The 20811-nt window shown below is 72.9% G+C and carries 20 protein-coding genes; 17 read left to right on the top strand and 3 right to left on the bottom strand.

The window, feature by feature from the left end; all coding sequences use genetic code 11:
* The first annotated feature begins 29 nt into the window (after positions 1–29).
* Entirely contained in the window at positions 30–560 is a 531-nt protein-coding gene (locus tag ACH4FX_RS39305; RefSeq protein WP_398486310.1) for a DUF6328 family protein, read from the top strand.
* 608 nt (positions 561–1168) lie between these two features.
* Positions 1169–1390: a hypothetical protein gene (locus ACH4FX_RS39300; protein WP_398486309.1), complete on the top strand. Its 222-nt coding sequence runs from the start codon at positions 1169–1171 to the stop codon at positions 1388–1390.
* Between the two features lie 100 nt (positions 1391–1490).
* Here ACH4FX_RS39300 and ACH4FX_RS39295 read toward each other — a convergent pair whose 3' ends face one another.
* Positions 1491–1919: an ATP-binding protein gene (locus tag ACH4FX_RS39295; RefSeq protein ID WP_398486308.1), complete on the bottom strand. Its 429-nt coding sequence runs from the start codon at positions 1917–1919 to the stop codon at positions 1491–1493.
* A gap of 298 nt (positions 1920–2217) precedes the next feature.
* Here ACH4FX_RS39295 and ACH4FX_RS39290 point away from each other — a divergent pair, with 298 nt between their 5' ends.
* Together ACH4FX_RS39290 and ACH4FX_RS39285 are read left to right on the top strand one after the other, a co-directional pair.
* Entirely contained in the window at positions 2218–3084 is an 867-nt protein-coding gene (locus ACH4FX_RS39290) for a helix-turn-helix domain-containing protein (RefSeq protein ID WP_398486307.1), read from the top strand.
* Between the two features lie 27 nt (positions 3085–3111).
* On the top strand, positions 3112–3348 hold the full coding sequence (locus ACH4FX_RS39285; protein WP_398486306.1) for a DUF397 domain-containing protein: 237 nt from the start codon (positions 3112–3114) through the stop codon (positions 3346–3348).
* Between the two features lie 137 nt (positions 3349–3485).
* Here ACH4FX_RS39285 and ACH4FX_RS39280 read toward each other — a convergent pair whose 3' ends face one another.
* Positions 3486–4739, bottom strand: a complete 1254-nt coding sequence (locus ACH4FX_RS39280) for an 8-amino-7-oxononanoate synthase (protein WP_398486305.1) — start codon at positions 4737–4739, stop codon at positions 3486–3488.
* Between the two features lie 146 nt (positions 4740–4885).
* Here ACH4FX_RS39280 and bioB point away from each other — a divergent pair, with 146 nt between their 5' ends.
* The 13 genes from bioB (at position 4886) to ACH4FX_RS39215 (ending at position 20127) form a co-directional block, all read left to right on the top strand.
* Positions 4886–6235 (top strand): biotin synthase BioB, encoded by a 1350-nt coding sequence (bioB, locus tag ACH4FX_RS39275; protein ID WP_398486304.1) that lies wholly within the window; start codon positions 4886–4888, stop codon positions 6233–6235.
* Entirely contained in the window at positions 6228–7538 is a 1311-nt protein-coding gene (locus tag ACH4FX_RS39270) for an adenosylmethionine--8-amino-7-oxononanoate transaminase (protein WP_398486303.1), read from the top strand. Before bioB ends, ACH4FX_RS39270 begins: the two co-directional genes overlap by 8 nt.
* Positions 7539–7686: 148 nt before the next feature.
* Positions 7687–8391, top strand: a complete 705-nt coding sequence (gene bioD, locus ACH4FX_RS39265; protein WP_398486302.1) for a dethiobiotin synthase — start codon at positions 7687–7689, stop codon at positions 8389–8391.
* Between the two features lie 160 nt (positions 8392–8551).
* On the top strand, positions 8552–9211 hold the full coding sequence (locus ACH4FX_RS39260) for a class I SAM-dependent methyltransferase (RefSeq protein ID WP_398486301.1): 660 nt from the start codon (positions 8552–8554) through the stop codon (positions 9209–9211).
* A 221-nt stretch (positions 9212–9432) separates the two neighbouring features.
* Positions 9433–10695, top strand: a complete 1263-nt coding sequence (locus ACH4FX_RS39255; RefSeq protein ID WP_398486300.1) for an alpha/beta hydrolase family protein — start codon at positions 9433–9435, stop codon at positions 10693–10695.
* A gap of 146 nt (positions 10696–10841) precedes the next feature.
* Positions 10842–11417, top strand: a complete 576-nt coding sequence (locus ACH4FX_RS39250; protein ID WP_398486299.1) for a TetR/AcrR family transcriptional regulator — start codon at positions 10842–10844, stop codon at positions 11415–11417.
* A 168-nt stretch (positions 11418–11585) separates the two neighbouring features.
* On the top strand, positions 11586–12458 hold the full coding sequence (locus tag ACH4FX_RS39245; RefSeq protein ID WP_398486298.1) for an ABC transporter ATP-binding protein: 873 nt from the start codon (positions 11586–11588) through the stop codon (positions 12456–12458).
* A 6-nt stretch (positions 12459–12464) separates the two neighbouring features.
* Positions 12465–15041: an ABC transporter permease gene (locus ACH4FX_RS39240; protein ID WP_398486297.1), complete on the top strand. Its 2577-nt coding sequence runs from the start codon at positions 12465–12467 to the stop codon at positions 15039–15041.
* 122 nt (positions 15042–15163) lie between these two features.
* On the top strand, positions 15164–16054 hold the full coding sequence (locus ACH4FX_RS39235; RefSeq protein ID WP_398486296.1) for an LLM class F420-dependent oxidoreductase: 891 nt from the start codon (positions 15164–15166) through the stop codon (positions 16052–16054).
* Between the two features lie 176 nt (positions 16055–16230).
* On the top strand, positions 16231–16659 hold the full coding sequence (locus tag ACH4FX_RS39230) for a GNAT family N-acetyltransferase (protein ID WP_398486295.1): 429 nt from the start codon (positions 16231–16233) through the stop codon (positions 16657–16659).
* A gap of 220 nt (positions 16660–16879) precedes the next feature.
* A complete protein-coding gene (locus ACH4FX_RS39225) occupies positions 16880–18220 on the top strand; it encodes a hemolysin family protein (RefSeq protein WP_398486294.1) in 1341 nt (446 codons plus the stop codon).
* A complete protein-coding gene (locus tag ACH4FX_RS39220) occupies positions 18217–19269 on the top strand; it encodes a hemolysin family protein (protein WP_398486293.1) in 1053 nt (350 codons plus the stop codon). The genes ACH4FX_RS39225 and ACH4FX_RS39220 overlap by 4 nt, the downstream gene beginning before the upstream one ends.
* Before the next feature lie 87 nt (positions 19270–19356).
* Positions 19357–20127, top strand: a complete 771-nt coding sequence (locus tag ACH4FX_RS39215) for an SGNH/GDSL hydrolase family protein (RefSeq protein WP_398486292.1) — start codon at positions 19357–19359, stop codon at positions 20125–20127.
* A gap of 171 nt (positions 20128–20298) precedes the next feature.
* Here the strand turns inward: ACH4FX_RS39215 and ACH4FX_RS39210 are convergent, their stop codons facing one another.
* Positions 20299–20751 carry a hypothetical protein gene (locus tag ACH4FX_RS39210; RefSeq protein WP_398486291.1) on the bottom strand — a complete coding sequence of 151 codons (453 nt, stop codon included), beginning with the start codon at positions 20749–20751 and terminating at the stop codon, positions 20299–20301.
* Positions 20752–20811 lie beyond the last annotated feature (60 nt).

The raw sequence follows: 20811 nt of genomic DNA, 5'->3' as shown, positions 1-20811 counted from the left end.
TACCGCCTGAAACAGTTGAATCGCCCGAAATGCCCCATCCGTCCGGGGCCGCTCGGTACACCGGGTGCGCGGACCGCAACGAGACGCCCCTGGAGCGCTACGACCGCAACTTCGGCGAACTGCTCCAGGAACTGCGCGTCCTGCAAACCGGTGTGCAGATCCTGTTCGCTTTCCTGCTGACGCTGGCCTTCACCCCGCGCTTCGTGTCTCTGGACACCACACAACGTGGCTTCTACGTCGGTACGTTGTTGCTGGCCGTGCTGGCGACGCTGCTGCTCACGGCGCCGGCCGCGGTGCACCGGGTACTGTTCCGGCGGCGCGCGAAGGGGCTGATCGTGGAGGTCTCGGCGCGTCTGACGGCGGCCGGCATGGCGGTGCTCGCGCTGGCGCTGGCCGGTGCCGTGCTGCTCGTCGTGGACGTCGTCCTGGGGCGCGGCGCGGGGGTGACGGCGGGGGCCGTGACACTGGCGACGTGCGGCGGCCTGTGGGCGCTGCTGCCCCGCGTACTGGGCCACCGGAAAGGGCACATCAAGCCGTCGGTCCGCGACTCGTCCTCCTGAGAGCCCTCCGCGGCCCTGGAGAACCGCGGCCGTCCTCGGGGAGGCCAAGCGGCGCCGCGCGGGAGAAATCTTTTGTGACCTGGTCGTCCTTGCTTTGGCGACGGCGAACCGATGAAGTCTCCTTAGCACGTGAGGAGACCCATGCACACGCACCTGCCCCAGCCCCCGCACACCGGGACCGAGTCGTGAACCTGCGCGGACTTCTGCGCCGCCGCTCCCCCGCCACCCCCTGCCCGGCCTGCGGCAGCACGGACGTGCTCTGGGAGGACGAAGGGGTCTACGGCGCGGGCGAGCTCCTGTGGTGGTGCGCGTCCTGCTTGCACCAGTGGCACCCGGGCGACCTGACGCCCGGCATGGTGGCGGGTCCGGCCGCAGCGGCCCCACCGGCGCCCGTCGGCCGTCCCGTGAGCACGGCTCCGCCCATCCCCGTCCCCGTGCCCCCGTCCGAGCCCCCGACGATCCCACCGCCTCCGCTCCGGCCGCCGGCGGCGGCGCCGGTCGCCGTGCCCCAGCAGGCGCCTGTGAACGGTTTCGGGCCCGGACATGCCCCCGCACCCGGGGCTCCGGCGGCCGACGGAGCCGGAGCCCCGGCCTTCGCTGGAGGCCCCATGGTCGCCCCCGGCCCGGCCACCGTCGCCGAACGCGTCATGCACGCCGCCGGCCTCATGCCGCTCGTCCCCTGCCCCGGCGCCTACGAGCCGTGGCCGTGCCGCTGTTCCCGCTGCGGCCGGGAGAGCAGTCCCACATACCGGCAGGTACGGGACGAGGGCGTGGGGTGTGCGTGCGGCGCGGGCCGCCGCCGCAAGTCGCGCTTCCTCAGCAGACCCTGAGGCGCCCCGCTGCTGACCGCTTCCGATCGGCCCGGGCCGCCAAGGCCCGAAAAGAACCGTCACCCACCCCTGCGGAAGAACCCCCCTGCGGAAGAACCCCCTACGGAAGAAACGCCTTCCACGGCAACGTGATCCACACGGTCTTCCCCCCGGTCTCGGTGGGTTCGACCGTCAACTGCCCGCCGGACTCGGCCGTGAGGCAGCGGACGATCACCATCCCCCGCCCGTTGTCCTGCTGCACGGCCGCCGGCAACCGCTTGGGCCAGCGCGGATGGTCGTCGGTGACGCCGATCCGCAGCCGCTCGTCACGGTCGAGCCGGACGTCGACGGTGAAGGCCGGCGACCGGCCGAAAGTGTGCTGCACAGCGTTGGTGGCCAGTTCCGAGACGATCAGGCGCACCGTGTCGGCCGTCTCCGTCCCGTCCGGCAGGCCCCACTCGGCCAGCACGCCCATGACGTACCTGCGGGCCTCGGCGACCGAAGCCGGTGTGCTGGGCAGAGTGAGTGAGGATTCCTGGTGGTCTGCCATCGCGACGCCGTCCCTTTCCCGCCGAGGCTCGACTCCGGAGCGCGACCGGAGGAAGCCGCCATCGCTTTCCGGTTCTTTTCGGCACCCTCGTCTCCGGCCTCGAAACGCTGCTGTGCGCCAGCCTGCCACCATGCTGCGACGGTGACGGGCCATCCACCAGGATGTGCATATATCTGTCGCCCGAAGCGGTGAACTCTGCTACGCGAGACCGTATTTGCGCGGCACACTGTCGGATCGGAATCGGCCATCGGCCGCACGCGCGCGCACGGTGCGCTCACCGGAGGACGGAGGAGTCGGCATGGGGCACGGGCCCGCGGTGCGCCGCCGCAAACTGGGCGCGGAACTACGGCGCCAGCGGACGCTCGCCGGCCTCACCAGCGGCGAGGCGGCCCGCCAGGTCGGGTGGCACCAGTCCAAGGTCAGCCGTATCGAGACCGGCCGCAGCGGGGTGAAGTCGGCCGATGTCGCCCTGCTGCTGGACGCGTACGGCGTCCGGGACGCGGAACTACGCGCCCTGCTGGCGGCGCTGTGCGGGGACGTCGCGCGGGACGGCACGGCGCGGCAGGGCTGGTGGCACACGCACCGGGACCTGCTGCCGCCGGCGTACCGGGACTTCATCAGCCTGGAGTTCGGCGCGTGCCTGGCGCGCACGCTGGAGACGACGGTGGTTCCGGGGCTGCTCCAGACGGCCGACTACGCGCGGACGGTGACCCGCACCACGCTGCCGGGCCTGTCGGCGCAACAGGTCGACGAACTGGTGGCGGTGCGCATGGCCCGCCAGGAGGTGCTGCACGGCGAGCGGCCGCTGGAGTTGCGCGCGGTGCTGGACGAGGCGGTGCTGCGGCGGGAGGTCGCCTCGCCCGGCGTGATGGCGGCCCAGCTCCGCCACATTCTGGACATGGGGCGCTTGCCGCATGTGCGCCTACAGGTGCTTCCTTTCGCGTCCGGTGTGCACATCGGTATCACCGGTCCTTTCGTTATCTTCTCCTTTCCGCTCACTTCTGACTTAGATGTGGTTGTTCTCGACCATTTGACGAGTAGCCTCTACTTGGAACGCAAAGAGGACCTCAGGGCGTACAGCGATGCGTTCGACACGCTGCGGGGGCGCGCCCTCTCCTGCGAGAAGTCAGCGGAATTCATCGCCCGGGTCGCCGATACCCCATGAGTCGGCACCGGCGTCTGAGGAGGAATCATGTCAGTCCCGTCCGGGCACGACCGGTCCCGTACCGCCCGGCTCGGTACCCGGTGGCGGCGCAGCAGCCGCAGCACCGGGATGAACAACTGTGTCGAGACCGCCCGCATCGGCTCCGGACTGCTCGCGGTGCGCGACTCGAAGAACACCGCGGGTCCGGCCCTGCTGTTCACCGCCGCGGCCTGGACGTCCTTCGTCGACGGACTGGCCGACCACCGCTTCACGAAGGTGGGCTGAACCGGCCCGCCGCACGCCGTGCGGTTCGCCGTACGGCAGTCGTCCCCTCGTACGGCCATCGCCCCTCCGTACGACAACTGATCCGCAGCACGGCGACTGATCCACCCACACCGTCGGGACCGCCGTCCGGCCCGCTCTCAGACGGCCGGCGCGGTCCGGACGATCGTACGGACCGCTTCCCGCGTCTGCCGTGGGGTCAGGTCCGCGCGGGCGGTCAGCCGGAGCCGGGAGATGCCGTCGGGTACGGACGGGGGCCGGAAGCAGCCGACCAGCAGGCCCGCGTCCCGGCAGTCCGCGGCCCACCGGACGGCCTGTTCGGGCGAAGGGGCCCGTACGGACACGACGGCGGCGTCCGGGCGGGCGACCGTCAGCCCGGCGGCGGTGAGCCGCTGGTGCAGTTCCGCAGCCACCGCGCGGGCCCGGCTGGCGCGCTCCGGTTCGCGGCGCAGCAGCCGCAGCGCCGTACGGGCGCCGCCGGCCGCCGCGGGGGCGAGTCCGGTGTCGAAGATGAAGGTCCGCGCCGTGTTGACCAGGTGTTCGATGACCCGGGCCGGTCCGAGGACCGCACCCCCTTGGCTGCCCAGGGACTTCGACAGGGTCGCGGTGGCGACCACGTCCGTGTCCCCGGCCAGCCCGGCCGCGTGCAGCGCGCCGCGTCCCCCGTCGCCGAGCACGCCCAGCCCGTGCGCGTCGTCGACGAGCAGGCCCGCACCGTGCGCCCGGCAGGCGTCGGCGAAGGCCCGCAGGGGCGCGGCATCGCCGTCCACCGAGAAGACCGCGTCGGTGACGGCGAGCGCCGGGCCGTCGTGCCCGTCCAGCGACTTGCGCACCGCCTCCGGGTCGGCGTGCGGGGCCACGACGGTCCGGGCCTTGGCGAGCCGGCAGCCGTCGATGAGCGAGGCGTGGTTGCCCGCGTCCGAGACGATCAGACCGCCGGGGCCGCTGAGGGCGGTGACGGCGGCGAGGTTGGCCGCGTAGCCGGACGACAGCACGAGGGCGGCCTCGAAGCCGCAGAAATCGGCGAGTTCGGCCTCCAGGCGGGCGTGCAGCTCGGTGCTGCCGGACACCAGCCGGGAGCCGGTGGCGCCGGCGCCCCAGCGGTGCGCGGCCTGCGCGGCGCCGCGGGTGACCTCGGGGTGCCGCGCCAGGCCGAGGTAGTCGTTGCTCGCCAGGTCCAGCAGGTGCGACTCGACCGGCCGGGGCCGCAGCGTACGGACCAGGCCCGCCCGGCGCCGCTGCTCGCGGGCCGCATCGATCCAGCCGAAGGCGGCGGCCCGCCCGCCGGTGTCCCGGCCGGTGCCGCGGCGCGTGGCGACCGGCTCCGCCGGGCCGTCGTGAGGTGGTGGCGGCACATCGCACAGCGGTGGCGGAGCAGGGTCGTCCTGATGCATCGGCTTCCTTCGCGTTTGTGGGCTGTCTATAGACGTTAGCGGTCGTTACACCGTCGTACGGTGTGGCCATGCACACACCCGGAATCAGCGCCCTTGTTGGGTTCCTCCATGGTCGTGGGTGGTGACCGTGCGCCAGGATCAGCGCCATGGATCTCCTGACAACGCTGGTGGACAAGGGGCTGCGGCGCGAATCGCCGACCCGCGAAGAGGCGCTCGCCGTACTGGCGACGTCCGACGACGACCTGCTCGACGTGGTGGCCGCGGCCGGAAAGGTGCGCCGCCGGTGGTTCGGGCGGCGGGTGAAGCTCAACTACCTGGTCAACCTGAAGTCCGGGCTGTGCCCCGAGGACTGCTCGTACTGTTCGCAGCGGCTCGGCTCCAAGGCGGAGATCCTCAAGTACACCTGGCTCAAGCCGGAGGAGGCGTCCAAGGCCGCCGCGGCCGGGGTGGCCGGCGGCGCCAAGCGGGTGTGCATCGTGGCCAGCGGCCGCGGGCCGACGGACCGGGACGTGGACCGGGTGTCGCAGACCATCGCCGCCATCAAGGAGCGGAACGAGGGCGTCGAGGTGTGCGCGTGCCTGGGCCTGCTCTCGGACGGCCAGGCGGCCCGGCTGCGGGCCGCGGGCGCGGACGCCTACAACCACAACCTCAACACCTCCGAGGCCACCTACGGGGACATCACCACCACCCACACCTACGCCGACCGGGTCGAAACGGTGCAACAGGCGCAGGCGGCGGGCCTGTCCGCCTGCTCCGGCCTGATCGCGGGCATGGGGGAGAGCGACGCGGACCTGGTGGACGTGGTCTTCGCGCTGCGCGAGCTGGACCCCGACTCGGTCCCGGTGAACTTCCTGATCCCGTTCGAGGGAACCCCTCTGGCCAAGGAGTGGAACCTCACGCCCCAGCGCGCGCTGCGCATTCTGGCGATGGTGCGGTTCGTCTGCCCGGACGTGGAGGTGCGGCTGGCCGGCGGACGCGAGGTGCACCTGCGCACGTTGCAGCCGCTCGCCCTGCACCTGGCCAACTCCATCTTCCTCGGGGACTACCTGACCAGCGAGGGCCAGGCCGGCAAGGACGACCTGGCGATGATCGCGGACGCGGGGTTCGAGGTGGAGGGCACGGACACCACCACGCTGCCGGAGCACCGCGCGGACGCGCTCGCGGGCGGCGGCTGCGGCGGGCACGGCGGCGGTGGCTGCGGGCCGTGCGGGGACGGTGACGGCGGGGCGGAACCGGCCGCGCAGGACGGCGCCGACGCGTCGGCCGCCGGTGCGGAAGGGGCCGCTGGTACGGAAAGGGTCGCCGGTACGGAAGTGGCCGTCGGCTCGGCGTCCCCGGCCGGTCCGGCATCCCAGGCCGGGTCGGCGCCGCAGGACGGCTCGGAGTCCCGGGCCGAAGTGCCTGCCGCCGCTGCCGTCCCCGCCGGTGAGGCGCGTACGGACCTGGTCGCCGTACGCCGCCGGGGCGCGGGTACGGAGCTGCCGCCGAATGCCTGAGTCCACCCCGCCGGCCGTCCAGGAACTGCGCGCGCTCGACCGGCAGCACGTCTGGCACCCGTACGGCCCGATGCCCGGCCGGGCCGATCCGCTGATCGTCGAGTCGGCCTCGGGCGTACGACTGCGCTTGGCCGAACCCGTCGAAGGCCGGACCGAATTGGTGGACGGAATGTCCTCCTGGTGGTCGGCGGTGCACGGATACAACCACCCCGTACTCAATGACGCCGCCCGCGGCCAGCTGGACCGGATGAGCCATGTGATGTTCGGCGGGCTCACCCACGAGCCCGCCGTACGGCTCGCCGCCCGGCTGGTGGAGATCACCCCGGACGGCCTGGAACACGTCTTCCTCGCCGACTCCGGGTCGGTGTCGGTGGAGGTGGCCGTGAAGATGTGCCTCCAGTACTGGCGTTCGGCCGGCCGGCCGCGCAAACAGCGGCTGATGACCTGGCGCGGCGGCTACCACGGTGACACGTGGCAGCCGATGTCGGTGTGCGACCCGGAGGGCGGCATGCACGGGCTGTGGCAGGGCGTCCTGCCGCAGCAGCTCTTCGCGGACGCACCGCCACCGGGCTTCGACGCCCCGCCGGACCCGGCCTACGAAGCGCATCTGCGCGAGTTGGTCGCCCGGCACGCCGACGAGCTGGCGGCGGTCATCGTGGAGCCGGTGGTCCAAGGGGCGGGCGGCATGTCGTTCCACTCCCCCGCCTGGCTACGGGTGCTGCGCGAGGCGTGCGACGAACACGGCGTCCTGCTCGTTTTCGACGAGATCGCGACCGGATTCGGCCGTACGGGATCGCTGTTCGCCGCCGGGCACGCGGGCGTCACCCCCGACGTGATGTGCGTCGGCAAGGCGCTGACCGGCGGGTACCTCACCATGGCGGCGACGTTGTGCACGGCCGCCGTGGCGGACGGGATCTCCCGCGGCGAGGTGCCGGTGCTCGCGCACGGGCCGACCTTCATGGGCAATCCGCTGGCCGCCGCGGTCGCCAATGCCTCCGTGGACCTGCTGCTCTCCCAGGACTGGGCGCGCGAGGTCAAGCGGATCGAGACCGGGCTGCGGGACGGGCTCGCCGCTGCGGCCGGCCTTGAGGGCGTACGGGACGTACGGGTGCTGGGCGCGATCGGTGTCGTCCAGCTCGATCACGCGGTGGACATGGCCGCCGCCACGCGGGCCGCGGCACGGGAGGGCGTGTGGCTGCGCCCGTTCCGCGACCTGGTGTACACGATGCCGCCGTACATCACCGGGGACGAGGACGTGGCGCGGATCTGCGCGGCGGTCTGCGCGGTGGCGCGCGGGAGCTGAGGGACGGGGCGCGGGGGCGGGGGGGTGGGGCCAAGGGGCAGGAGAGTTCGGGCGGCGCCCACCAGGGCACCCACCAGGGCGCCCGCTCGGGTGTCCACCAGAGCGCCCACCAGGGCGGCAACCATCCTCGACGACAGGAGAACCAGTCATGCCGGTGCTGTTCGTAACCGGAACCTGCACGGAGATCGGGAAGACCGTGACCACGGCGGCGCTCGCCGCCACGGCCCTCGGCCGGGGCCGCTCCGTAGCGGTGCTCAAACCCGCCCAGACCGGCGTCGCCGCGCAGGAACCGGGCGACACCGCGGATGTCGTACGGCTGGCGGGCCCGCGGGTCACCACCGCCGAACTCGCCCGCTATCCGGAACCGCTGGCCCCCGCGACCGCCGCGCGCCGCGCCGGCCTGCCGCCGGTACGCCCCGAGGAGATCGCCGAGACCGCGGCCAAACTGGCGGCCTCGCACGACCTCGTCCTGGTCGAAGGCGCGGGCGGCCTGCTCGTCCGGTTCGACGACGAGGGGGCGACCCTCGCCGACGCGGCGCGCCTGGCGGGGGCCCCCGTGCTGGTGGTGGCGCAGCCCGGCCTGGGGGCGCTCAACGCGGTGGCGCTCACCGCGCTCGCCCTGCGTTCGTACGGCATCGACTCTCCGGGGGTGGTGGTGGGCCGCTGGCCGGAAACTCCCGGTCTCGCCGCCCGCTGCAACCTCGACGACTTCCCCGCGGCGGCCGGCGCCCCGCTCCTGGGCCGTATCCCGGACGGAGCCGGGAGCCTCGCGCCCGAGGAGTTCCGTACGCGAGCGCCGGGCTGGCTGGCGCCCGCGCTCGGCGGTACGGCGCAGTCGCCGTCCGCCGCCTGACACCGCGTGACCGCGGCCCGGCACCCCATCCGCCCCTCGGCAGATCCACTCCTCGGTACCGGATGATCCACCGTTGACATCGCGTTCCCATGGTGGTCCCGCGGCACGGCCTTGGCGGACACTCGAACCGGCGAACGTCGTCCGGCGAAGGGATCCAGCCATGCCAGACCGCAGGAGAGCCGAACGGGCCATCGTGCACCATCCGGTCTTCGCCCACTGGTACGCGTGTTTCGCGGACCACCGCGCGGGACTCGCGGACCTGCGGCGCGACATGCTGGCCGGGCTCTCGGGCCGGGTCATCGAGATCGGCGCCGGTACGGGGACGAACTTCGCCCACTACCCGCATACCGTGGCGGAGGTGGTGGCGATCGAGCCGGAACGCACGTTACGGCGCCGGGCCCTGACCGAGGCGGCGCGCGCCGGCATACCGGTGGACGTCGTACCGGCCACCGCCGAGGCGCTGCCGGTCAAGAGCGAGGCGTTCGATGCCGCGGTGGTGTCCCTGGTGCTCTGCTCGGTACGTGACGTGCAGCGCTCGCTGGCGGAACTGCGGCGAGTACTGCGGCCCGGCGGTGAACTGCGCTTCTTCGAACACGGACGCTCGCGACGCCGCGGCCCCGCCATGGTGCAGCGGGCCCTGGACCGCACGGTGTGGCCCCTGCTGATGGGCAACTGTCACCTGGCCCGCGACCCGCTGGACGAGATGCGGACGGCGGGCTTCGAGATCGGCCCGTACCGGCGGGGCCGCCTTTCGAGGCGCGGCCCCGGACCCGCCCTGCCGTGGACGGTGGTGGGCGTGGCGCGGCGTGCGGAGGGGTAGCCCGCCGCCGAAGTGTGACGGCACGCGCAGCCCGATCGCCGCTCTCCTGACAGCCTGTGGTTGTACGCGTGGCCGACGGCAGCGGCGCACGCCAGGCCCCGTCGGCCCGGCGGTGGAGCAAACCGGCTGCTCAGCGCCGTCCGGGCCGTTCTGGGCCCGCGCTCCGGGACCAACCCTGAGGCTGACGCGCCGGACCGGTGCCGGGGCCTACCGTCATCTGCATGATCAGATTTCCGCGCACGGCCGGTGCACTCGCCCTCGCCGCCGCACTCAGCCTCCCACTGTCCCTTGCCGCCACGGCCAGTACGGCCCAGGCCGCCCCGTCGGTCCCTGCGCCGTCCGTGCTCCCGGCCGCCGATGCGGGCACGGAAGCCGCCACGCGGCTGCGGCTGCCCGCGCCCACCGGGCCGTACGCGGTCGGCCGTACGACCCTGCCGCTCACCGACCGCAGCCGCCCCGATCCCTGGGTGCCCGCGGCGAAGGCCCGTGAGCTGATGGTCGACATGTACTACCCGGCACGCCGCGGTACGGGCACACCCGCGCGGTACGCCACCACCGAGGAAGCCCGATTGCTGCTCAAGGAAGCGGGATTGGAGGGCGTGGTCGATCCCGAGACGCTGAGCGGCACGGCCGTCCACAGCCGCACGGACGCCCGTCCGGCGGCCGGCAAGCATCCGCTGCTCGTCCTCTCCCCCGGCTTCGGCGCGTCCCGCTACAGCCTCACCAGCCTCGCGGAGGATCTTGCCGGCCGCGGTTACGTCGTCGCCGCCGTGGACCACGCCTACGAGAGCGTCGGAACGGCCTTCCCCGGCGGCCGGACCCTGACCTGCGCCGCCTGCGAGAAGGTGCACGGCACGAAGGACGGCCCCCGGTACGCGACGCAAGGCCGCGCCAAGGACGTCGCGTTCGTGCTGGACCGGCTCACCGGCCGGCATCCCGCCTGGCGGTACGCCCACCTGATAGACCGGAAGCGCATCGGCATGGCCGGCCATTCCCTCGGCGGCGCGAGCGCCGCTTCCGCCATGGCGGGCGACCGCCGCATACGGGCCGGCGTCAACATGGACGGCTCGTTCGGGGACCCGATACCGGCCAACGGCCTCGACGGCCGCCCCTTCCTCATGCTGGGGGCCGACGACGAGATCCACCGCCCCGGCGGCAAGGACAGGACCTGGGACCTGGCGTGGAGCCGTCTGGACGGTTGGAAGCGCTGGCTGACGGTCGAGGGCGCCGACCACTACACCTTCAGCGACGCCCCCGCCATCGGCGACCAACTCGGCTTCCCGTTCCCCGGCGTGAGCGCCACGGCCCCGCAGTCCGCCCTGCCCGGCAAGCGCGCGATCGGCATCACCCGGGCCTACGTGAGCGCCTTCTTCGACCTGCACCTGCGTCACATACCCCAGCCCCTGCTCGACGGGCCGACCGAGGACAATCCGGAGGTGAAGTTCAACGACCCCGAGCGCGTCAGCGCCGGGAGAGACAGGTGATCGGGATGAACTGACCGCTCGGGCCTGTGATGCAGTTGTCGCGGGTGACAGCTACACAGCGGCCGAACCTGCGCAATACGGGTTCCCCTCGGGTAGTACTCTGGCCGAAGTGGTTCGACCGTAGTACTACGCTTGGGGTGGTCTGAATGGCGCGCAGGAACGACGAGCGGCGGGCCGCCCTGGTCGATGCCGCGATCGAGGTGCTGGCCAAGGAGGGCGCACGGGGGCTGACCTTCCGGGCGGTGGACACCGAGGCCGCCGTCCCGCCCGGCACCGCCTCCAACTACTTCGCCAACCGCGACGACCTGCTCACCCAGGCGGGCGCCCGGGTCTACGAACGGCTCCAGCCCGACGAGGCCACGATCGCCCGGCAGCGGGCGAGCACGCCGGACCGGGAGACGTACGCCGCGCTGATGCGGGAACTGATCGGCCGGATCAGTTCCTTCCGCACCGGCTACCTGGCCCTGCTCGAACTGCGCCTCGAAGCCACCCGGCGCCCCGGTCTGCGCGCGGTGCTGACCGAGCGCATCCGGGCCGACGTGGACGCGAACGTGGCCTACCACGAGGCGTCCGGCCTCCCCGGCGACGCGACCGCCGTGCGACTGCTGTACCTGGCGTTCAACTGGCTCATCGTCGAACAGCTCACGCTGCCCGGCGTCTTCTCGGAGGCCGAACGCGATCAGCTCGTCGAGGCCGCGGTCGCACGCATCGTGACGCCGTGAAGCCGGAGCGGGGCGGCACCAGGGCCGGTGGGCGCGGAGGTGCCAGGTCCGGTCGGCGGGGAGACGGCCCGCAGGGGGATACCGGGGCGACTGAACCTGGCCTACTGTCGAGGGCCACGCGGGAGTTGCCGCCCCGTGCCGGCACGGGGCCGACGTCGGGAGGCTGACGTGTCCACTTCGGTCGCGGATACGGGGCACGGCGCTGCGGGCGGGCCCGGAGCGGCTGCGCGGGCGGTGGCGCTGGTCAAGACGTACGGGATGGGCGAGACCCGGGTCGTGGCGCTGGACGGCGTCGACGTGTCGATCGGGCGGGGCCGGTTCACGGCGGTGATGGGCCCCTCCGGTTCGGGGAAGTCCACGCTGATGCACTGCCTGGCGGGCCTGGACACGGTGTCCGCGGGCCGGGTGTGGCTGGGCGAGCGGGAGATCACCGGCCTGGACGACCGGCAGCTGACCCGGCTGCGCAGGGATCACGTCGGCTTCATGTTCCAGTCGTTCAACCTGCTGCCGACGCTGACGGCCGAGGAGAACATCACGCTCCCCATGGACATCGCGGGCCGCAAACCGGACCGGGAGTGGCTGCACCAGGTGATCAGCACGCTCCGGCTGGGCGACCGCCTGCGGCACCGGCCCTCCCAGCTCTCCGGCGGGCAGCAGCAACGGGTGGCATGTGCACGCGCGCTGGCCGCCCGGCCCGACCTGGTCTTCGCGGACGAGCCGACCGGCAACCTGGACTCGCGCTCCGGCCTGGAGGTGCTCCAGTTCCTGCGCGAGGCGGTGGACGGGCTCGGGCAGACGGTCGTGATGGTCACCCACGACCCGAACGCCGCGGCCCACGCCGACCTGGCGCTCTACCTGGCGGACGGCCGGATCGTGGACGAGATGGCGCAGCCCACGGCGGAATCCGTACTGGAACGGATGCAGATCTTCGCGGCGGGCCCACAGCCCGCGCCCGCTCCTGCCCCACTCTCCCCGCCCGGCCGCGCCTCCGCACCCGAACCTGTCCCCGACCCCGATACCACCCCCCGGCAGAACGGCTGACCCGCCGTGTTACGGGCCACGCTCCGGAGCTTCTTCGCGCACAAAGGGCGGCTGTTGCTCTCCGCCCTCGCCGTGGTCCTCTCGGTGGCGTTCGCGGTGGGCGGTCTGATCTTCTCCGACACCACGGGCGCCACCTTCGACCGGCTCTTCGCCTCGACCGCCGCGGACGTACAGGTGGCACCGCGGCAGGACTTCGACGCACCGGGCGGGATCGGTTCGGCGGAAACCCCGACCGTGCCGGCCGCACTGCGGGGCCGGGTGGCCGGTGTCGAGGGGGTGGCGGCCGCGCACCTCGACGTATCGGTGGCACGGATCACCGTCACCGACGCCCGCAACCAGCCGGTGGGCCCGACGCGGAACGCCTCGTCGATCGTCGCCAACTGGTATGCGAGCGAGCACAAACCGGTGCGGGTGACCAGCGGCCGGCCGCCGCGCGGCCCGGGCGAGGCGCTGCTCGACCGCGACACCGCGGACCGCGACGACCTGGGGATCGGTGACACACTGCACGTCATCGCCCCGCCGGGCAGGTTCTCCGTACGCATCGTCGGCATCGCCACCTTCACCACCACCAACCCGGGCGCCTCGCTGGTCTTCCTGGAGACCGAGGCCGCCCAGCGCGGTCTGCTGGGCAGCGCGGACAAGGCGACCGGGATCTCCGTGGACGCCGCGCCCGGTGTGCCGGACAGCGTGCTCAAAAGCCGGATCGGTGCCGCGCTGGGCGCCGGGGCGTCCGCGTACGACGTCCGGACGCGCGACGAGCAGAAGAAGACCCAGGCGGAGCAGCTGGGCGACTTCCTCAGCATCCTCAAGTACATGATGGTGGGCTTCGCGGGTGTCGCCGTCCTCGTCGGCGTCTTCCTGATCGTCAACACCTTCTCGATGCTGATCGCGCAGCGCACCCGCGAACTGGGGCTGCTGCGGGCGCTCGGCGCGGACCGCCGCCAGGTGCGCCGCTCGGTGCTGCTGGAGGCGCTGTTGCTGGGCGTCTTCGGTGCCACGGTGGGGCTCGCGGCGGGCGTCGGGCTCGCGGTGCTGCTGGTCGTCGCGATGGGCTGGTTCGGGCTGCGGCTGGACACCGCCGACCTGGTGCTCGACTGGCCGACCGTGGTCGTCGCGTACGCCGTCGGCGTCGGCGTGACCTTCGTCGCCGCGCTGCTGCCCGCACTGCGGGCGGGCCGGGTCTCCCCGATGGCCGCCCTCGCCGACGTGGAAGTCCCGGGCGCCGGAAGGCCGTTGCGCGTCCGTGCGGTCACCGGCTCCCTGGTGGGCGCCGCGGGCGCGGCCGCGCTCGTGGGCTGCGCCCTGAGTGCCCGGACGGCGGTGGCCGGGACGCTGCTGGCGCTCGGCGTACTGCTGACGCTGGTGGCCATGGTGATCGTCGGTCCGCTGCTGGTGCGCCCGGTGATCCGGCTGCTCGGGCGTGGGCTGGAGCCGGCGTTCGGCGCGGTCGGCCGGATGAGCCGCCGCAACGCGCTGCGCAACCCCCGCCGTACGGGCGCCACCGCGTCGGCCCTGATGGTCGGACTGGCGCTGGTGGCCGGCCTGGCGGTCGCCGGGGCGTCGGCCGCCGCGTCGGTCACCCGGCAGATCGACCGGATGCTGGGTGCGGACTTCGTCATACAGAACGCCTCGTTCGCGCCGTTCTCCGGAGAGATCGCCGAGCGGCCGCGGGCGACGCCGGGGGCCGGCACGGTCGTACGCCAGCGGATCGTCCCCCTGAGGCTGAACCTGCCCGACGGCCGGTCCGTCACGACCGTGGCCGGGGCCTTCGACCGGGACCTCGACTCGGTGGGCAACGTGTCGTACACGGCGGGCGGCACCGCCGCGGCGCTGGCGCCCGGACGGGTCGCCGTACAGCGGAAGTTCGCGCAGGAGCACGGTCTGCGGGTGGGCGGCCGGCTGGACGCGGTGCTGCCGTCGGGGCGGCCCGCCCGGTTCACCGTCGGCGCGCTGACGGCGGATTCCGGCTCCGGACCCAGCGCTCAAGGGGGCGTCTTCATGGGGATGGCCACTCTGGAGAAGTACGTGCCGCGCGGCCAGGACTCCGTGGTGTACGTGAACGCCGCGCACGGGACCGACCCGCAGCGGCTGCGGGCGGGTCTGGAGCGGGCGCTCGCACCGTTCCCGCAGGTCCGGGTGAACGACCGGGCCGACTACAAGGAGCTGGTCAGCGGCCAGATCCAGGGCCTGCTCAACCTGTTGTACGGACTGCTGGGGCTGGCCATCGTGATCGCGGTGCTCGGGGTGGTCAACACCCTGGCCCTGGCCGTAGTGGAACGCACCCGTGAGATCGGGCTGCTACGGGCCGTCGGCCTGTCCAGGAAGCAGTTGCGCCGCATGATCCGGCTGGAGTCGGTGGTGATCGCCCTGTTCGGCGCGATTCTGGGCCTGGGGCTCGGCCTGGTCTGGGGAGCCGCCACCCAACGGGTACTGGCGCTGGAGGGGCTGACGGCGTTCGCGGTCCCGTGGTCCACGGTGGCCGCGGTGGTGGTCGGGTCCGTGGTCGTCGGGCTGCTGGCTGCACTGTTGCCCGCCCTGCGCGCGTCCCGGCTCAACGTACTGGCCGCCATCGCCCATGAGTGACGGGGCGTCGGCGCACACCCATGGTTCGATGAAAAGCGAACCTCCACTACACTCACCAGCCGTCCGCACCACGCGACCGCCGCGCGCCGGTCCACCGCCGCGCACGTCACCAAGGGGGCCCCATGCCACGTCCGTTCCGCTTCGGCGTCAACATGTTCACCATCGAATCCGGGGCCGGGTGGCGGCAGAGGTGCCGCCAGGCCGAGCAACTGGGGTACGACGTCCTCCTCGTACCGGACCACCTCGGCTTCCCCGCACCGTTCCCCCCGCTGATCGCCGCCGCCGAGGCGACCGAGCGCCCGCGCCTGGGCACCTTCGTCCTCAACGCGGGATTCTGGAACCCGGCACTGCTCGCCCGCGAGGTGGCCACCACCGACCTCCTCACCGACGGCCGGCTCGAACTGGGCCTGGGCACCGGCTATGTACGCGACGAGCACGACAGGGCGGGCCTGCCCTGGGGCTCTCCGCGCGAGCGGGTGGACCACCTCTTCCGTACGGTCGAGGAGCTGGACCGCCTCTTCGGCGACACCGAGCACGCGCCGCAGCCGGCCCAGCGGCCCCGGCCTCCGCTGCTCATCGGCGGCAACGGTCCGCGCATGCTGCGGTTCGCCGCCCGGCACGCGGACATCGTGGCCTTCACCGGCGCCCGGGCGGCCCCCGGCAAGCCGGAAGGCGTCCTCGAACTCCTGACGCCGGAAGCGCTCGACGACAGGCTCGCCGTCTACCGGATGGCCGCCGCGGACCGGGCGGCGCCGGCCGAGCTGAACGTCCTGGTCCAGCAGGTCCTGGTCACCGACGACCGGCGCAGCAAGGCGCGGGAGCTCGTCGGGAACCACATCGGCGTGGACGAGGAGCAGGCCCTGCGGGTGCCGACGCTCCTGATCGGCACGGCCGCGCAGATGGCCGAACAGCTCCGCGAACACCGCGAGCGCTACGGCTTCTCGTACATCACCGTGCTCGATCCCTTCATGGAGACGTTCGCGCCGGTCATCGAGGAGCTGAAGGGGAGCTGAGGGGAGCTGAGGGAAGCCGAGGGGGAGCCCGAGGGGGCACCCCAGGGTGCCCCTCCGCGCCTCGGCCGCGATCTCGGACCACGCCCCGGCTCACCTCTGGGATCACGCCCCGGCTCACGTCTCGGATCGCGAAAGCCGATGGCGACCCGGCGCCCTTCCGTGCTTGGCTGCCGGTCATGATCGACATAGCGATACGGACGGCCGTACCGGGCGACGCCGAGGACGTGCTCGCCTTCTGGCGCGAGGCGGCGGAGGGGACCTCCATCACGGACGACGTGGACGGCGTGACCCGCCTCGTCACACGCGACCCGCAGGCCCTCCTGCTCGCGGAGTCCGGCGGGCTCCTGGTCGGCTCGGTGATCGCCGGTTACGACGGCTGGCGGTGCTCGCTGTACCGGCTGGCGGTGCTCCCCTCGCACCGCCGGCAGGGGGTGGCGACCGCGCTGCTCGAAGCGGCCGAGCGGCGCTTCCGGGCCGTCGACGGGCGGCGCGGGGACGCCATGGTGCTGGAATCGAACGAGCGGGCCCAGCGGGCGTGGTCGGCTGCCGGGTACCACCGCGAGGACCACTGGCGGCGGTGGGTCAAGCCACTGGCACGACCCTGACCCCGAGCCGCCCCGGCCGCCCCCGGGCCTTCCCCGCCCGTTTCCCACACCGTCCGGCCCGCCGCACCCGCTTTGCCCATCCTTTACGATGGATGGTTCCCACGTCTTCCAGTGAAAGGAGTGAGCGTCCAGCCATGGGCGAGCCTCCCAGTTGTCATACCGCCTCCACCCGGAGCGCGAACCTCCCGGTCCTGTTCGATCATGGGACGGAGGTGACCCGATGACCGAGCTGCTCCTCCTGGCCGTGGCCCTGCTCCTGACCCTGGCCTGCGGCGTGTTCGTCGCGGCCGAGTTCTCGCTGACGACCGTCGAACGCAGCGATCTGGAACGCGCCGTGGAACGCGGCGAACGCGGCGCGGACAGCGCCCTCAAGGCCGTCCGCAGCCTGACCTTCCAGCTCTCCGGCGCCCAGCTCGGCATCACCGTGACCGGCCTGGTCATCGGCATGCTCGCCAAGCCGTCGATCGCCGCCCTGCTGGCCGGACCGCTGGACGCCCTCGGCCTGCCGCCGTCCGCGGCGGACTCGGTGGCCCTGGTCCTCGGTACGGCGGTCTCCACCGTCGTCCTGATGGTCATCGGCGAGCTGGTCCCGAAGAACTGGGCCATCTCCAGCCCGCTGCCCGTCGCCCGCCGGGTCGCCACCGCGCAGCGCGGCTTCAGCGCCGCCTTCAAGCCGCTCATCGGGCACCTGAACAACACCGCGAACCGCATGATCCGCCGGATGGGCATGGAGCCCGCCGAGGAGCTGGCCTCCGCCCGCGGCCCCCAGGAGCTGGTCGCGCTGGCCCGGCACTCCGCCAGGGAAGGCGCGCTGGAGCCGGACACCGCCGAGCTGTTCGTGCGTACCCTCGCACTCGCCGACCTGACCGCGGAGAACGTGATGACGCCGCGGGTGCAGGTCACCGCCCTGGACGTGCAGTCCACCGCCGAGGACGTGGCCACCGCGACGCGTGCCACCGGCCTGTCCCGCTTCCCCGTCTACCGCGGCAGCCTGGACGCCGTGGTGGGCGTCGCCCACATCAAGGACGTCCTGACCGTGCCCGCCGAGCGCCGCTCGCGCCACCCGGTCTCCGAGCTGCTGCGCGAACCGCTGCTCGTCCCGGAGACGCTGACCGTGGACAAACTGCTGGACCGGCTGTCCGGCAAGCAGACGATGGCCGTGGTCATCGACGAGTACGGCGGTACGGCGGGTGTCGTCACCCTGGAGGACATCGTCGAGGAGGTCGTCGGCGAGGTACGCGACGAGCACGACCCGATGGAGACGCCGGACCTGGCTCCGGCGGGTGACGACGCGGACGGCCGCGCCCGCTACGAGGCGGACGGCGCCGTACGCACCGACCAGCTGGAGCAGATCGGCCTGCGGCTGCCCGAGGGCCCGTACGAGACGCTGGCCGGCCTGATCGCCACCGAGCTGGGCCGGATCCCGGCCGCCGGGGACACCGTCGAGGCCGCGGGCTGGCGGATGGACGTCCTGGACGCCTCCGGCCACCGCGCGGCGCGGGTCCTGCTGCACGCGCCGCTGCCGGAGACCGCCGACGAGGCCGGGGAGAATGCCCGATGACCGCGCTCCAGCTGTTCATCGGCCTGCTCACGCTGGTCGTCAACGCGTTCTTCGTGGGCGCCGAGTTCGCGATGATCTCGGTGCGCCGCAGCCAGATCGAGCCGCACGCGGAGGACGGCGACCGCCGTGCCGACCGGGTCCTGTGGGGCCTCCAGCACGTCTCCGCGGTGATGGCGGCCGCGCAGCTGGGCATCACCCTGTGCACCCTGGTGCTCGGTGCCGTCGCCGAGCCCGCCATCGCCCACCTCCTGGAGCCGGCCTTCGACGCGGTCGGCGTGCCGGACGCCCTGGTCCACCCCATCTCCTTCGTCCTCGCGCTGGCCGTGGCGACGTACCTGCACATGCTCTTCGGCGAGATGGTGCCGAAGAACGTGGCGCTGGCCGAGCCGGTGCGCACGGCCCTGCTGCTGGGGCCGCCGCTGGTCGCGCTGGCCCGGGCGCTGCGCCCGGTGATCTTCGCGATCAACGCGTTCGCCAACACCCTGCTGCGGCTGCTGCGGGTGGAGGCCAAGGACGAGGTGGCCGCGACCTTCTCCGACGACCAGCTCGCGAAGATGGTCGAGGACTCGCAGGCCGCCGGGCTGCTGGACGACCGGGCGAAGGAACGCCTGCGGGACGCCCTGGAGCTGGGCCGCCGCCCGGTCGCCGATGTGGTCGTGCCGGTCGCGAAGGTGGTCACGGCCCGGCTCGGCATCACTCCCGAAGGCGTGGAGGAGCTGGCCGCCGCTTCCGGTTTCTCGCGCTTCCCGGTCGTCGACAGCACCCAGCGCATCCTCGGATACCTGCACGTCAAGGACGCTCTCAACGCCTCGCCGCGCGATCTGCCGTTCCCCCTTTCCGCCCTCCGGCCGATCGCCCGCGTACGGGCCGAGACCCCGCTCGACGACGTCCTGTCGGCGATGCGTGCCTCCCGTACGCACCTGGCGGCGGTGATCGGCAAGGACGGCCGGCTGGCGGGGCTGGTCACGATGGAGGACGTGCTGCGGGAACTGGTGCTCCAGCAGCAGCCCAAGAAGGTCGGGCCGGTCGGGGGCGCCTCGCGGGAGTAGGCGCGGGGCTCCGGGAGGCGCAGGGGCACGGGGCCCTCCCCAACCACAGATGGGGCGCCTCTCCCCACAGGTAGGATGCCTCCCGCCATGGAGATCAATGCCACCTACACCAGTTTCGTCGCGGTGGGCGACAGCTTCACCGAGGGCATGTCCGACGCCCGGCCGGACGGCTCGTACCGGGGCTGGGCGGATCTGCTGGCCGCACGGCTCGCGGCCCGCACTCCCGGCTTCCGCTACGCCAATCTCGCGGTGCGCGGCAAGCTGATCGGGCAGATCGTCGACGAGCAGACCGGCCCCGCTGCCGCGATGGGTGCCGACCTGGTCACCCTGGTGGGCGGGCTGAACGACGTGCTGCGGCCGAAGTGCGACGTGGACCGGGTCTGCGCCCTCCTGGAGGAAGCAGCAGGCCGGCTGGCCAAGGACTGCGGCCAGCTCGTGCTGATGCGCAGCCCCGGACGGCAGGGTCCGGTCCTGGAGCGGTTCCGGCCGCGCATGGAGCAGCTCTTCGCCCACATCGACGCGCTGGCCGAACGGCACGGCGCAATCGTGGTGGACCTCTTCTCCTCGCGCGCGCTGGCCGATCCGCGGATGTGGGCGGAGGACAGGCTCCACCTGAACACCGCCGGGCACGAACGGGTGGCCGAGGCCGTCTGGCAGGCCCTCGGCTATCCGGCCGAGTGCGACTGGGACGCGCCGCTGCCCACGTTCGTCCCACCACGGTGGACGGCACGGCGCACCGCGGACGTGCGCTTCGCGCGGCAGCACCTGGTGCCGTGGATCGGCAGGCGACTCACCGGCCGATCCAGCGGAGACGGCCGCCCACCCAAGCGCCCCGACCTGCTCCCGTACGAAAACTGACCCGGCCCCGACCAGCTGCGCTGGCAACCGCCCCCACGCCCTGAGCCCGGTGACGGGGGCCTCCGGAACCGATCCGCGTCGGGCGCCGGAACCTATAACCCGGCCGAGCCGGTGTCCGCCCCGGCACCGCCCCGGGCCGAGCGCCCAGGTCCGGTCTCCGGCGGCATGCCGCTAGCGGATGCTGCGAGCCTGCCAGGGCGTCAGGCCGGGGCCGACGATCAGTTCCTTGTACGTCTCGTCCCCGGGCAGTGGCACGACGAGCCACTGTCCCGGGGGAAACAGCCGGGCCTTGATGAAGGCGAGGCCGCCATAGACGGACCTGAGGAACGCGGGGACGGAGTCGCGGGGGACGTCGTGGAATTCCACGCCGTCAACGGTGATCTTCGCATCGTCCTCGGGGAAGAGCTGGACACTCACCGACGGTGAGCCCGCCAGCTCCACGAACGCCTCGTGCGGCAGCGACCCGTCGGGGTCGCACACCGTGAAGGGCGTGGCCGATGTACGGCGCGACGTCCGGTCCGCGCCGATGTCCTCGGTGACCGACATCGTCAGTTCCCGTTCCCGTGCGATGTCGCGTATCGCGGCGACTGCGGCCTCGGTGGTCGGCAGATGCGTGTTCTCCATGAAGATGATCATGCCCGAGCGCATGCACCCCGGATGGCACGTTCGGCGCGCGGCACTGTC

The organism is Streptomyces sp. NPDC018019 (assembly GCF_044327805.1).
In the GTDB taxonomy this organism is placed as follows: domain Bacteria; phylum Actinomycetota; class Actinomycetes; order Streptomycetales; family Streptomycetaceae; genus Streptomyces.
The sequence above is the reverse complement of the archived record's forward strand: the minus strand, read 5'-3'. Positions and strand labels throughout refer to the sequence as shown.

Excerpts from the sequence above, each read along its gene's own strand:
- ACH4FX_RS39270 (WP_398486303.1), top strand. The coding sequence starts at position 6,228 with ATGCCTGAGTCCACCCCGCCGGCCGTCCAGGAACTGCGCGCGCTCGAC.
- bioD (WP_398486302.1), top strand. The coding sequence starts at position 7,687 with ATGCCGGTGCTGTTCGTAACCGGAACCTGCACGGAGATCGGGAAGACC.
- ACH4FX_RS39305 (WP_398486310.1), top strand. The coding sequence starts at position 30 with ATGCCCCATCCGTCCGGGGCCGCTCGGTACACCGGGTGCGCGGACCGC.
- ACH4FX_RS39215 (WP_398486292.1), top strand. The coding sequence starts at position 19,357 with ATGGAGATCAATGCCACCTACACCAGTTTCGTCGCGGTGGGCGACAGC.
- ACH4FX_RS39235 (WP_398486296.1), top strand. The coding sequence starts at position 15,164 with ATGCCACGTCCGTTCCGCTTCGGCGTCAACATGTTCACCATCGAATCC.
- ACH4FX_RS39280 (WP_398486305.1), bottom strand. The coding sequence starts at position 4,739 with ATGCATCAGGACGACCCTGCTCCGCCACCGCTGTGCGATGTGCCGCCA.
- ACH4FX_RS39210 (WP_398486291.1), bottom strand. The coding sequence starts at position 20,751 with ATGGAGAACACGCATCTGCCGACCACCGAGGCCGCAGTCGCCGCGATA.
- ACH4FX_RS39260 (WP_398486301.1), top strand. The coding sequence starts at position 8,552 with ATGCCAGACCGCAGGAGAGCCGAACGGGCCATCGTGCACCATCCGGTC.
- ACH4FX_RS39300 (WP_398486309.1), top strand. The coding sequence starts at position 1,169 with ATGGTCGCCCCCGGCCCGGCCACCGTCGCCGAACGCGTCATGCACGCC.
- ACH4FX_RS39295 (WP_398486308.1), bottom strand. The coding sequence starts at position 1,919 with ATGGCAGACCACCAGGAATCCTCACTCACTCTGCCCAGCACACCGGCT.
- ACH4FX_RS39225 (WP_398486294.1), top strand. The coding sequence starts at position 16,880 with ATGACCGAGCTGCTCCTCCTGGCCGTGGCCCTGCTCCTGACCCTGGCC.
- ACH4FX_RS39285 (WP_398486306.1), top strand. The coding sequence starts at position 3,112 with ATGTCAGTCCCGTCCGGGCACGACCGGTCCCGTACCGCCCGGCTCGGT.
- ACH4FX_RS39250 (WP_398486299.1), top strand. The coding sequence starts at position 10,842 with ATGGCGCGCAGGAACGACGAGCGGCGGGCCGCCCTGGTCGATGCCGCG.
- ACH4FX_RS39230 (WP_398486295.1), top strand. The coding sequence starts at position 16,231 with ATGATCGACATAGCGATACGGACGGCCGTACCGGGCGACGCCGAGGAC.
- ACH4FX_RS39255 (WP_398486300.1), top strand. The coding sequence starts at position 9,433 with ATGATCAGATTTCCGCGCACGGCCGGTGCACTCGCCCTCGCCGCCGCA.
- bioB (WP_398486304.1), top strand. The coding sequence starts at position 4,886 with ATGGATCTCCTGACAACGCTGGTGGACAAGGGGCTGCGGCGCGAATCG.
- ACH4FX_RS39220 (WP_398486293.1), top strand. The coding sequence starts at position 18,217 with ATGACCGCGCTCCAGCTGTTCATCGGCCTGCTCACGCTGGTCGTCAAC.
- ACH4FX_RS39290 (WP_398486307.1), top strand. The coding sequence starts at position 2,218 with ATGGGGCACGGGCCCGCGGTGCGCCGCCGCAAACTGGGCGCGGAACTA.